This window comes from Pseudomonas sp. HR1 (assembly GCF_030175875.1).
In the GTDB taxonomy this organism is placed as follows: Bacteria; Pseudomonadota; Gammaproteobacteria; order Pseudomonadales; family Pseudomonadaceae; genus Chryseomonas; species Chryseomonas oryzihabitans.
In genome coordinates this window covers 517,970-529,635 of record NZ_JASNRF010000003.1, presented here as the reverse complement: position 1 = coordinate 529,635, position 11,666 = coordinate 517,970, and the positions used below count along the sequence as shown (strand labels likewise).

The 11,666-nt window shown below is 65.4% G+C and carries 13 protein-coding genes; 8 read left to right on the top strand and 5 right to left on the bottom strand.

Annotated features, from left to right (window positions below; all coding sequences use genetic code 11):
• Window positions 1-347: 347 nt before the first annotated feature.
• The 3 genes from QKY98_RS13835 to QKY98_RS13825 are packed head-to-tail and all read right to left on the bottom strand — an operon-like array spanning window position 348 to window position 3,431.
• A complete protein-coding gene (locus QKY98_RS13835; RefSeq protein WP_284671077.1) occupies window positions 348-2,345 on the bottom strand; it encodes a CHASE2 domain-containing protein in 1,998 nt (665 codons plus the stop codon).
• Between the two features lie 10 nt (window positions 2,346-2,355).
• Complete coding sequence (locus QKY98_RS13830; protein ID WP_027602672.1) at window positions 2,356-2,988, bottom strand: OmpA family protein; 633 nt, start codon at window positions 2,986-2,988, stop codon at window positions 2,356-2,358.
• Entirely contained in the window at window positions 2,985-3,431 is a 447-nt protein-coding gene (locus QKY98_RS13825; RefSeq protein WP_284671076.1) for a FecR family protein, read from the bottom strand. Before QKY98_RS13825 ends, QKY98_RS13830 begins: the two co-directional genes overlap by 4 nt.
• A 267-nt stretch (window positions 3,432-3,698) precedes the next feature.
• Here QKY98_RS13825 and QKY98_RS13820 point away from each other — a divergent pair, with 267 nt between their 5' ends.
• Window positions 3,699-4,265 (top strand): histidine phosphatase family protein, encoded by a 567-nt coding sequence (locus tag QKY98_RS13820; RefSeq protein WP_144960241.1) that lies wholly within the window; start codon window positions 3,699-3,701, stop codon window positions 4,263-4,265.
• A gap of 6 nt (window positions 4,266-4,271) precedes the next feature.
• On the opposite strand, the gene QKY98_RS13815 is transcribed toward QKY98_RS13820, so the two are convergent.
• Both QKY98_RS13815 and QKY98_RS13810 read right to left on the bottom strand, forming a co-directional pair.
• Window positions 4,272-4,652, bottom strand: a complete 381-nt coding sequence (locus QKY98_RS13815; RefSeq protein WP_244950612.1) for a DUF1090 domain-containing protein — start codon at window positions 4,650-4,652, stop codon at window positions 4,272-4,274.
• A 48-nt stretch (window positions 4,653-4,700) separates the two neighbouring features.
• Entirely contained in the window at window positions 4,701-5,510 is an 810-nt protein-coding gene (locus QKY98_RS13810) for an inositol monophosphatase family protein (protein ID WP_027596967.1), read from the bottom strand.
• A gap of 302 nt (window positions 5,511-5,812) precedes the next feature.
• Between QKY98_RS13810 and QKY98_RS13805 the strand changes: the two genes are divergently transcribed.
• The 7 genes from QKY98_RS13805 to QKY98_RS13775 all read left to right on the top strand — a co-directional run bounded on the left by QKY98_RS13805 (window position 5,813) and on the right by QKY98_RS13775 (window position 11,666).
• Complete coding sequence (locus tag QKY98_RS13805) at window positions 5,813-6,253, top strand: hypothetical protein (RefSeq protein ID WP_027596968.1); 441 nt, start codon at window positions 5,813-5,815, stop codon at window positions 6,251-6,253.
• A 152-nt stretch (window positions 6,254-6,405) separates the two neighbouring features.
• Window positions 6,406-6,651 (top strand): hypothetical protein, encoded by a 246-nt coding sequence (locus QKY98_RS13800; RefSeq protein WP_027596969.1) that lies wholly within the window; start codon window positions 6,406-6,408, stop codon window positions 6,649-6,651.
• A gap of 143 nt (window positions 6,652-6,794) precedes the next feature.
• Window positions 6,795-7,109, top strand: a complete 315-nt coding sequence (locus tag QKY98_RS13795) for a hypothetical protein (protein WP_027602668.1) — start codon at window positions 6,795-6,797, stop codon at window positions 7,107-7,109.
• A gap of 215 nt (window positions 7,110-7,324) precedes the next feature.
• The gene (locus QKY98_RS13790; RefSeq protein ID WP_027602667.1) at window positions 7,325-8,650 is read left to right on the top strand and encodes an ABC transporter substrate-binding protein; all 1,326 of its coding nucleotides are present in this window, start codon (window positions 7,325-7,327) and stop codon (window positions 8,648-8,650) included.
• A 122-nt stretch (window positions 8,651-8,772) separates the two neighbouring features.
• On the top strand, window positions 8,773-9,705 hold the full coding sequence (locus tag QKY98_RS13785; protein ID WP_007159280.1) for a carbohydrate ABC transporter permease: 933 nt from the start codon (window positions 8,773-8,775) through the stop codon (window positions 9,703-9,705).
• A 10-nt stretch (window positions 9,706-9,715) separates the two neighbouring features.
• The gene (locus QKY98_RS13780) at window positions 9,716-10,549 is read left to right on the top strand and encodes a carbohydrate ABC transporter permease (RefSeq protein ID WP_007159281.1); all 834 of its coding nucleotides are present in this window, start codon (window positions 9,716-9,718) and stop codon (window positions 10,547-10,549) included.
• Between the two features lie 19 nt (window positions 10,550-10,568).
• On the top strand, window positions 10,569-11,666 hold the full coding sequence (locus QKY98_RS13775) for an ABC transporter ATP-binding protein (protein ID WP_007159282.1): 1,098 nt from the start codon (window positions 10,569-10,571) through the stop codon (window positions 11,664-11,666).

Below are 11,666 nucleotides of genomic sequence, written 5' to 3'. Positions count from 1 at the left end.
CACGTAAGGACTCGCTGGAGATTTTCCAGGGACCGGTATCCGATGCCGTCTTGCGCGGCGGAACGCAGGCTATGCAACCTGGATGCATCTGTAAATGCAAATTAATATCATAAGCGACCGCAAACTTATGCTTTGCCCGCGCGAAGCCGTCAAGGACGGGGATTTTCAGACGCCAGCCTTCCATCGCTCTGATTCGGCGATTTTCGAGGGAATGTTTCAAGAAATGAGCGGCTGCCCTCTCCGCCTTGTGCAGCGGTAGGCAAACCAGCCGGATGACGAGCTGGATGCCGGCGAGAGGGAGAAGGCACCAGGAATCGAGGAGCGAGGCGGCAGGAAGGGGGACGGATTCAAACCAGACGCCGGGTCCCTCCCACCCCTTCATCGTGAAAGCGCTGGGCGATGGCGCAGATCTGCGGTTCGATGGCCAGGAAGGCATCGAGCACCAGGGGATCGAAGGTGCTGCCGCGCATCTCGCGCATCATCTGCAGGGAGTCTTCGTGGCTGAACGGCTCCTTGTAGCAGCGCCGGCTGATCAGGGCGTCGTAGATATCGGCGACCGCCATGATCCGCCCCGCCAGCGGGATGCCGGTACCGGACAGCCCGTTGGGATAGCCGCTGCCATCCCACTTCTCGTGGTGGGTGCTGGCGATCTCGGCAGCCAGGGCGAGGAAGTTGTCATCCTCCAGATGGCTGGCGGTGCTGAGGATGATCTGCCGACCGAATTCGGCATGCCGCTGCATCACCTGCATCTCCTCCGGCGTCAGCCGCCCGGGCTTGAGCAGGATGGCATCCGGCACCCCGACCTTGCCGATGTCGTGCAGGGGCGCGGACAGGAACAGCAGCTTGATGTAGTCCGGCGTGAGCAATTCCGGCGCCTGGCCGGCACGGCGCAGCTCCTCGGCGATGGCGCGAACATAGTGCTGGGTGCGCTTGATATGGGCGCCGGTCTCGGGATCCCGGGTTTCGGCCACCGCCGCCATGGACTCGATGGTGACCTGGCGTGAGCGTTCCAGTTGCCGGCGCCAGCGCTCTTCGTGCTGGCGCGCCAGCACGATCCGCGTGACCAGCGCCAGGGCCGTGAGCAGCCCTACCAGCACCAGGGGTGCGGCCAGCGGCAGGAAGACGTCATGGCGAACGAACAGCCAGGCGCCCAGCAGCTGCGGCAGGACGATCGACGCCGCCGCCAGGAGGACGAAGCGCCGCTGGCTGCGGTTGAAGAAGAAGCCGGCGGACAGCAGCAGACCGCCGAGCAGGCACAACGCCAGTTGCAGCACGCCGGCGAATTGCGGGACCCGTACCAGGGCATCGTCCAGCAGGTCCTGGGTCAGGGCCGCCTGCAGCCTGACGCCGGAAAAGGTCTGTCCCAGCGCCGTGGCGTGCAGGTCGTTGAAGCCTGCGGCCGAGACGCCGACGAAGACCACCTTGCCCTTGAGCGTGGCCGGTGCCACCGCGCCGCTGAGCACCGCCAGGGCCGAGACCTCCGGATAGTGTTCGGCGGCGCTGTGCAGCCGCAGCAGCGCCTGGCCTTCGCGGTCGAGCGGCAGGCGGCGGTCGCCAAGCCGCAGCACCGGACCCGCCAGGCCGGTCTCCACCACGCCCTCGTTCAGCCCCAGGGCGCGCAGGGTGGCGGCCAGCGCCAGACTCGGATGGATGATGCCCTGATAGCTGAGCAGCAGGGGCACGCGCCGCAGGATGCCGTCGCTGTCCCGCTGGCTATTGATGAAGCCGCTGAAGCGCGTCTGGCTGGCGATGGGGGCCACACTGTCCAGCGCGCCGCTGGCCTTGGGCAGCCTGAGGGCGTCGAGGGCGCCGCTGAAGCCCACCCCTGGCCTTAGCCCGGCAGCGACGGGTTGCTGCAGATCGAGGAAAAAGAAATGGGCGCCGACGGCGCCCGTCTGCCCCATGACGTAACCGAGATAGCCGTCGTTGTCCTGCAACTCCGGCGGCACACCGGAAAAGCTCAGGTGCATGCCGAAGTCGTCCTGGAAACTCTGTTGCAGGGCCTTGAGCGAGGTACGGTCCGGCTCGCTGAACAGGACGTCCACGGCGATCGCCGCCGGCTCGGCCTCGGCGATCCGTGAGAGCAGCTGGGCAACCCGATAGCGCGGCCAGGGCCACTGCCCCAGCGCCGCCAGGCTGGCCTCGTCGATGCTGACCACCTGGACGTCGCGGGCGTCCTCGTTGCTGGCCGCCAGGCGGCTGAGCTGGTCGTAGGCCAGGCGATCCAGGTACTGCAGTGGCGTCCATTGCAACAGCGCGGCGAGGCCGAAGGCCAGCGACAGGCCAAGGCTGACCAGGAACATCCAGGGCGCGCGCCGGCGCAGCAGGGTCGCAACGGAGTTCATGCCCGCGACCCTAGAGAATCAGGATTTCGACACGCCGATTGCGCGGCTCGGATTTGCCGGGACGGGTCGGAACCAGGGGCACGGTATCGCCGAAGAATTCGACGTTGATGCGCAACTTGGGATCGAGTCGCTGCAGCAGACCGGCCACCTTGCGGGCACGCTGCCCCGAGAGGTCGAGGTTGTAGGAAGGCGCACCCGAGCCGTCCGCATGGCCGAATACCGAAATCTCGGTAGGGATGCGCTGCCGTGCCGTTTCCAGCACCTCGGGCAGCAGCGCTTTGGACTGCGGCGTGAGCTCCATGCTGTCGGAGAGGAAATTGAGGATGAAGGTCTTGGGCGGCGACGGCTGCGCCGCCAGCACCTGACGATGCTGCTGTTCGAAGAGGGGTTGGGCCACCGCCTGGGCCGCGGTCGGCGCCTGACCCGGGCCGGCCACCGTGACCTCGGCGAACCCCTGGTCGATGGCCTGGCGGCCCGCCGGGCTGGTCACCGAGACGGCGCCGACATGCCCATCGGCGTCGGGCATCAGGATCACCCGCGTCTGCGGTGGTGGAGGGCTGGCACAGCCGCCCAGCAGCAGCGTGGACAGCAGCACGCTCAGCAGCAGACGACCAGGGGACGCGACAGCGATCAGGGCAGTCATTGGGCCTGGACCAGGAAGCGGGTGCCGCGCACGCCTATGGTGGCGGTCGGCGTCTCGATCTTGACCGTGTCGGGTGCGACCTTGCCGATCTTGCCGGACGAATAGATGGCGGAGCCCTTGGTCAGGTACAGCGAGAAACCGTACCGACTGCTCTTGGGTTCGAAGAGATAGTCACGCAATTGCACATCGGCGCCGTTGCCCAGGGTGAGCAGGGTACCGTCGAGAAAGACGATGGCCGCGGTGGCGTCCGGGCCGGCCTGCAGGCGATCGGCCACCTGCAGGGTGGTACCGGCCTGGGCGTCCAGGCTGGCGGTCTGGCGCAGCACCTTGACGCTGCCGGAGACGCTCTTGATCAGGGCCACGTGCTCCTCCGCAGCCGTGACCTGCGGGGATCCCAGCAGCTGCAGCCCGAGCAGCGCCAATGCGAACAGTGTTGTCTTCATGCTTTCCTGGTCCCTGGATGGAAAGGCGTGGCCGTCGCTGGGGCGACGGATTGCCGGCAGGACCTCGGATGGCATCTTGAAGCGGCCTGCTGCGCAGCGGTCAGGGCTCCAGACTCGTGAACCCAATCACCTTCTACCAGATAAACAAGCCAAGCGGCACTCAAAGTAGTACGAATGGCACCTGGCCACTACCCATGCCATCACGACCCAGCGAGACGAACGGCACGGGCAGTGGTCTAGTGAGCATCTTTCCCAGGTAACCTTTTCATGCAGATCATTCTGGTGCGTCACGGCAAACCCGATCTTTCCAGCAAGGCTCGCTGCACCCCGCGGGAGATGAAGGACTGGGTCGCGCGCTACCAGAAAGCCCCGGTGCCCGCCGGCCTGGAGCCCGCGGAGACGCGGCGACTGGCCCAGGAAGCGGGCTATGTGGTGAGCAGCCCCCTGGGCCGCTGCGTGCGCTCGCTGGAGTACCTGCTGGGACGCTCCGGCAGCCCGGTCGATGACCGCTATGCCGAAGCCCATCTGCCCTATCTGGAACTGGATGCGCCGCGGCTGCCGGTCAAGGCCTGGCGCCTGTTGTTCAGATCCGCCTGGTTCCTGGGTTTCGCCGCCCACACCGAATCCATCGGCAGCTCCTCGGTGCGTGCCGGCCAGGCGGCCGATCGCCTCATCGAACTGGCCGAACTCCATGGTTCGGTGCTGCTGCTGGGCCACGGCATCATGAACGTGCTGATCGCCTGGCAGTTGCGCAAGCGTGGCTGGCGCGGGCCGCTGCATCTGCTGCTCAAGGACTACTGGAAGCCGAGTATCTATCGCAAGGAAAGGCGCTGAGTTCGATCAACGGCTCGCCTTGGCGCGGGCCTCTTCCAGCTCGCGGCGGGCCTCGGCCAGCTTTCTGCTCCGCACCCGGATCTTGTCGGCGTCGCCCTTGGCCTGGGCGTCGCGCAGATCCCGTTCCCGTTCGGCCACCTCGCGACTGCGGGCCTGGATGACTTCCAGCCGCTGTTGGCGCAGGCCGGTATCGGTGCAGTGCGCCTGCACCGCGTCGAGTGCTCGCCGCAATCCTGCCAGCCGTCCGGCATCGCCTTGCGCCTGAGCCTGGGCGATCTGCCGTTCCAGCGTGAGGCGTTTCGCCGCGCAACCCCCGTCGGCTGCAACTGCCACGCCGGGCAGCAGCAGGCTAGCCGCCACCAGCACTGCCTTGACTCGGTTTATCATAGGTCTTCCTCCGGGCGTTGAAATCCGCGAGCGCCTGACTCTTCCCGTTCAACCGTCCAGCGACGGTCCGACCAGGGCGGCGAGCTGGTCGTAGACCCCGGGCGCCGCCACCAGCAGCGGATTGCCATTGACCAGGCCATCGTTGCGCAGGAAGGCGTTGTGACGACCGCCTGCCTCCCGGATCAGGACCAGGCCCGCCAGGCAGTCCCAGCCATGGATCAGGGTCTCGTAGTAGCCGATCAGCCGGCCGGCGGCGACGTAGGCGGTCATCAGCGCGCCCGAGCCATTGCGGAAGAACTGCCCCCCCTCGGCCAGCAGGCCGGTCACGAACGGCAGGAAGTGTTCCTTGCCGCGTCTGTGGGTGGTGCCCAGTCCGGTCAGGCCCTGGCGGATCTCGGTGGCCGCATGGACGCGCAGCGGCTGGTCGTTGACGAAGGCGCCGTGCCCGCGCAGGCCATGGAAGAGTTCGTCGTGATTCGGATCCATGATGGCGCCGAGCAAGGGCTCGCCCTCGTGCATCAGGCCGATGGACACGCACCAGTTGTGCAGGCCGTTGAGAAAGGGCGCGGTGCCGTCGATGGGATCTATGACCCAGAGGTAGGGCGCGGAGAGGTCGGTGGCACCGCCCTCCTCGCCCAGCAGGCCATCTTCCGGAAAGCGTTCGCTCAGGCGTTGGCGGATGAGGTCCTCCAGCGTCTTGTCGGCGATGCTCACCACGTCCTGCAGGTCGCTGCCCTTGTGGTCCACCTGCAGCGCCGCGCGCCGACGATAGAAGTCGAGGCCGAGCTGCGCCGCCTCCCGGGCGATGTCCTGGACAGCGCGGTAGCGTTCAGCGATGGCGGGGGCGATGGCGGTCATGGACACTCCTGGAACGGGGAAAAGGCGCCAGGGTGCCAGTTCCGCCTGAGGAAAAGAATAGTCGCGAGCCTGGCGCACACCAGGGTTGCAGCGGACCGCTGTCAGGCCGCGGCGGCACCCCGGCCACTTTTGGCCGATGTCGGCAAAGGTCCGACTAGAGGCCCCTGGTAATGGCCGTGTCATCTCGGGAGCGCAGGCTGTCGGGTATTGGCAGTCAGGACGGCGAAATGCAGCGGCGGACCGCACCAAATCCGCGCGCGACCGTCAGAACTAGTGAGAGCTCGTTGTACCGGGAGGACGCCATGACCGCACAAACTTCGCTATTCCACGGCAATGGTCAGCTGCAGCAATTGCGGCGACTGATACCCAGACAGCATTTCGAATGTCTGGAACGCCACCTCGAGTTGCTGTCGCGCGAATTTCCGCTGTTCGATCATCCGCCGCTGAGCATCGACTGCGCCGTCGCCGAAACCCTGGAAAACCTTGGTATCCGCGCCTTTCAGTGGCAGGGCAGTTGCAACCTGCCGCAGCGGATGGCCCTGGGCAGTGCGCTGATGGGCGAGGGATTCATCGCCCAATCCAGCACCCCCGAATACACCCTCTATCTTAATGCCCGGGGTGAAAAGGTGCTGTTACGGCAAGAGCCCGCCGCCGGCCAGACCCTGGTCAGCCTGGTGTCGGATTGCCCGCCGCTGTTCGCCTATCTGGCGGCCAAGCACCGCGACGCGGTACCCGTCGCCTAAGTGACGCGCCATCGCCTTGTCAGTCGTGTGATCCGCTCGAAAACAGAATGACGAACAGGATCACAACTGCGCTTTAACGTCGGACTAACCGGGAACCAAATAGGCAGTGGAATGGTAGACTCGCGCTTCGGATCTACCAGGAGACCCAAGGAATGGGAATTCGTATTCTGGCCAGTGTCGTCGTGACCTTTGCCGCCCTCAATGGCGAAGCAGCCTCCCTCCCCGCGATACCCCCGCTCAAGCTGGCGGACCTCACCCTTCAGGTCCCCCTGTTAAGTACCGATGCCATCCCTACCAAAGTTGACGCCCAGCTGCGTGACAGTCGGCAGCCAGTCAATAGCGCCCGCTGGCTTAACGACCATCAGACCTTTGCTCAAGAGCAACGCTGGGTATTCTAGTCCGTTGGATTGATGTCGACGGATGGCTTCCCTTTCGTATGCTTTTTGATACCGCGCGGGGAATGAATCGCGTTTTTGCAGGTCCGTCTGGTTCTACGGGCAGCTCAACTCCTCTGCCCTTTCAACCTGCACGCGGAGCCGTCATGAAACGCCTGTCCTTTCTCCTGTTCGCCGCCCTATCGGCCTGCAGCTCGGCTCCCACCCCGCCCCCGGCCGATCCGTCGCAATTCGGCGGCCGTACCCAGGAACAGCTCCGGCAGAGTTTCGGCGCACCCCAGCGGGTCGCGCAGCTCGATCGCCTGATGGTCTACGAATACCGCAACCTGCGCGCGCCGGGCAGCGCGACGCCGGTCTATTCCTTTCTCATCGAAAACGAGCGGGTGATCGAATCCACCCCCGGAACCTTGCAGCTTTATCGCGAAGACGGCATCACCAAGGTCAAGGCGGAAAGCCTCTAGGCAGAGCCGCTGGCCATGGCGGCGGTCCCGCGCAGCCCTGCAGGGATGTGCAAAAAAATACCGATTTTGGTGTCTTTCAGCATTTGTTTCCCGGGCGGCAACGGGCTGTAATCGGTCCGTGGCTTCCGCTGCAAAGGCCGTCACAGCCGGCCGCGTGGTGGGTTACAACAACAAGAAAAGCGTCTGCTGCAGTTGCACAGGACGCGGAGTGCAAGATGAAAACAACACCAAAAGCGCTTTTATTGTCCGCTGTTACCCTCTCTGCAGGCCTGACCTTCTCGCTGGCCCTCCAGGCCGCCGAAACGGTCACCATCGCCACCGTCAACAACAGCGACATGATCCGCATGCAGCGGCTGTCCAAAACCTTCGAAGACCAGCATCCCGACATCAAGCTCAACTGGGTGGTGCTCGAAGAAAACGTGCTGCGTCAGCGGCTGACGACCGACATCGCCACCCAGGGTGGCCAGTTCGACGTCCTCACCATCGGCATGTACGAAACCGGCCTCTGGGGCGCCCAGAACTGGCTGGAGCCCATGAAGGACTTGCCCGCCAACTACGACCTGGACGACCTCTTCCCGTCGGTTCGCGAAGGCCTGTCGGTCAAGGGCACCCTCTATGCGCTGCCCTTCTATGCCGAAAGCTCCATCACCTACTACCGCAAGGATCTGTTCCAGCAGGCCGGCCTGACCATGCCCGCCCAGCCCACCTGGACCCAGATCGCCGAATTCGCCGGCAAGCTGCACCAGCCGGACAAGGACCAGTACGGTCTGTGCCTGAGAGGCAAGGCCGGCTGGGGCGAGAACATGGCCCTGGTCACCACCATGGCCAACGCCTTCGGCGCGCGCTGGTTCGACGAGAAGTGGCAACCGGAATTCACCGGTCCGGAATGGACCGCGGCGGCCAACTACTACGTCACCAACATGAAGAAGTACGGCCCGCCCGGAGCCTCCAGCAACGGCTTCAACGAAAACCTGGCGCTGTTCAACAGCGGCAAGTGCGCCATCTGGGTCGATGCCAGCGTCGCCGGCTCCTTCACCATGGACAAGAGCCAGAGCAAGGTCGCCGACAGCGTCGGCTTCGCCGGCTCGCCGCGCGAGGTCACCGACAAGGGCTCGTCCTGGCTGTATGCCTGGTCGCTGGGTATCCCCACCTCCTCCAAGCACAAGGACGCCGCCAAGACCTTCGTGACCTGGGCCACCTCCAAGGACTACGCCAAGCTGGTCGCGGACACCGACGGTATCGCCAACGTGCCGCCGGGCACCCGCAAGTCCACCTACAGCCAGGCCTACATGGACGCGGCGCCCTTCGCCAAGGTCTCGCTGGACATGCTGCAGCACGCCGACCCGGCCCATCCCTCGGCCAAGCCGGTGCCCTACGTGGGCATCCAGTACGTGACCATTCCCGAGTTCCAGGCCATCGGCACCTCGGTGGGCAAGCTGTTCGCCGCGGCCCTCACCGGGCAGATGTCGGTCGAGCAGGCCCTGCAGGCGGCGCAGCAGTCCACCGCCCGGGAAATGAAGCGCGCCGGCTATCCCAAGTAGCGCTGGAGCCCGGGGTCCGCACCACGCGGCCCCCGGCCTAGCGGCTTTCCCTGCCTGATCCGTCGCTGGCGTCGCGAGACGCCAGCGCCTCGTCACGGCCCACTGCCTTGCGGAGCATCGCCATGCAGACCTCCACCCTCAAGACGCCCGTCGTCGAATCCCCTGCCGCTCCCGCCCGTCGTCAACGCCGTCGCGCCGGTCCCGGCTGGTTCCTGATCAGTCCTTCGGTGGCCCTGCTGCTGGTGTGGATGCTGGTGCCCCTGGGCATGACCATCTGGTTCTCGCTGATCCGCTACAACCTGCTCTACCCCGGCGAGCACGCCTTCGTCGGCCTGGAAAACTTCGAATACTTCGTCACCGATGCCGGCTTCTGGCCCGGCATGACCAACACCCTGCTGCTGGTGGGCAGCGTGCTGCTGATCAGCGTGGTCTTCGGCGTGCTGATCTCGGCGCTGCTGGAGGCCAGCGAGTTCTTCGGTCGCGGCATCGTCCGCGTCCTGCTGATCTCGCCCTTCTTCATCATGCCCACGGTCAGCGCCCTGATCTGGAAGAACCTGATCTTCCATCCGGTCTCCGGCATCCTCGCCGCGATCTGGAAACTGTTCGGCGCCACCCCGGTGGACTGGCTGGCCACCCACCCGCTGCTGTCGATCATCCTGATCGTGTCCTGGCAGTGGCTGCCCTTCGCCATCCTCATCCTGATGACCGCCATGCAGTCGCTGGATCAGGAGCAGAAGGAAGCGGCCCGCCTGGACGGCGCCGGTCCGGTCGCCATCTTCTGGCACCTGACCCTGCCGCACCTGGCACGGCCCATCGCCGTGGTGGTGATGATCGAGACGATCTTCCTGCTGTCGGTGTTCGCCGAGATCTACACCACCACCAGTGGCGGTCCGGGCTTCGCCTCCACCAACCTCGCCTACCTGATCTACAACCAGGCCCTGCTGCAGTTCGACGTCGGCCTGGCCTCCGCCGGCGGCCTGATCGCCGTGCTCATCGCCAACATCGCCGCCATCATCCTGGTGCGGATGCTTGGCAAGAACCTGACCCAACAGTGAGGACCCTGACATGCTGACGCTCAAGCAATCCCGGCGCCTGCAGAGCCTGCTGCTGGGCCTGCTCGCCTGGCTGGTGGCCCTGGTGCTGTTCTTCCCAATCTTCTGGATGGTGCTGACCAGCTTTAAGACCGAGATCGACGCCTTCGCCACGCCGCCGCAATTCTTCTTCATGCCCACGCTGGAGAACTACCTGACCATCCAGGCGCGCAGCGACTACTTCCACTTCGCGCTGAATTCGGTGGTGATCTCCTTTGGCGCTACCCTGCTCAGTCTGTTGCTGGCGCTGCCGGCGGCCTACTCGATGGCCTTCCACGAGACCCGCAACACCCAGCGCCTGCTGCTGTGGATGCTGTCCACCAAGATGCTGCCGGCGGTCGGGGTGCTGGTGCCCATCTACCTGCTGGCCAAGCAGTTCGAACTGCTCGACAGCCGACTGCTGCTGATCGCCGTCTACACCCTGATCAACCTGCCGATCGTGGTCTGGATGGTCTACACCTACTTCAAGGACATCCCCAAGGACATCCTCGAGGCGGCGCGCCTGGATGGCGCCACCACCTACCAGGAAATCGTCCGGGTGCTCTTGCCGATCAGCAAGGGCGGCATCGCCTCGACCATGCTGCTGTCGCTGATCCTCTGCTGGAACGAGGCCTTCTGGTCGCTGAACCTGACCTCGTCCAACGCCGCCCCGCTGACCGCGCTGATCGCCTCCTACTCCAGTCCCCAGGGACTGTTCTGGGCCAAGCTGTCGGCCGTCTCGACGCTGGCCTGCGCACCCATCCTGATCTTTGGCTGGATCAGCCAGAAACAACTCGTCCGCGGCCTGTCGTTCGGCGCGGTGAAATAAGAACAAGAGGACTCCTGTCATGGCCAATCTGAAAATCCGCAGCCTGCGCAAGGGCTTCGACTCGCTGGAAATCATCAAGGGCGTCGACCTCGACATCAACGACCGCGAATTCGTGGTCTTCGTCGGCCCGTCCGGGTGCGGCAAATCCACCCTGCTGCGGCTCATCGCCGGCCTGGAAGAGGTCACCAGCGGCACCCTGGAACTGGACGGTCGCGACATCACCGAGGTGTCGCCGGCCAAGCGCGACTTGGCCATGGTGTTCCAGACCTATGCCCTCTATCCGCACATGAGCGTGCGCAAGAATCTCTCCTTCGCCCTGGACCTGGCCAAGATCGACAAGCAGGAAGTGGAGCGCAAGGTCACCGACGCCGCCCGCATCCTCGAGCTGACGCCGCTGCTGGAGCGCAAGCCGCGCCAGCTCTCCGGTGGCCAGCGCCAGCGGGTGGCCATCGGCCGCGCCATCGTCCGCCAGCCGAAGATCTTCCTGTTCGACGAACCCCTGTCCAACCTGGACGCCGCCCTGCGCGTGCAGATGCGCCTGGAACTGGCGCGCCTGCACCAGGAATTGCAGGCCACCATGATCTACGTGACCCACGACCAGGTGGAAGCCATGACCCTGGCGACCAAGGTGGTGGTGCTCAACGGCGGCCGCGTCGAGCAGGTCGGCTCGCCCCTGGAGCTCTATCACCATCCAGCCAACCTCTTCGTCGCCGGCTTCCTGGGTACGCCGAAGATGGCCTTCCTCAAGGGCAAGGTGGCGGCTACCGACGCCCAGGGCGTCGAGGTAGAGCTGGCGGCCGGTCCGCGCTTGCACCTGCCGCGCCGCGGCGACGACCTGGCGGTCGGCAGCCCGGTGACCCTGGGCATTCGTCCGGAACACCTGCGCCTGGCCGCCGACGGCCAGTTGCCGGTGATCAGCGATGTGGCCGAGCGCCTGGGCAGCGACACCTACTGCCACATGGTCACCGAGGCCGAGGAGCCGCTGACCGTGCGCGTGCCGGGTGATTGTGCCGTTGCCTACGGCGAACGCCAGCGCCTGGCCCTGGACGTCGACTTCTGTCACCTGTTCGACGAGCAGGGCCGCGCCGTGGCGCCGCTGCTGCGCAAAGCCGCCTGA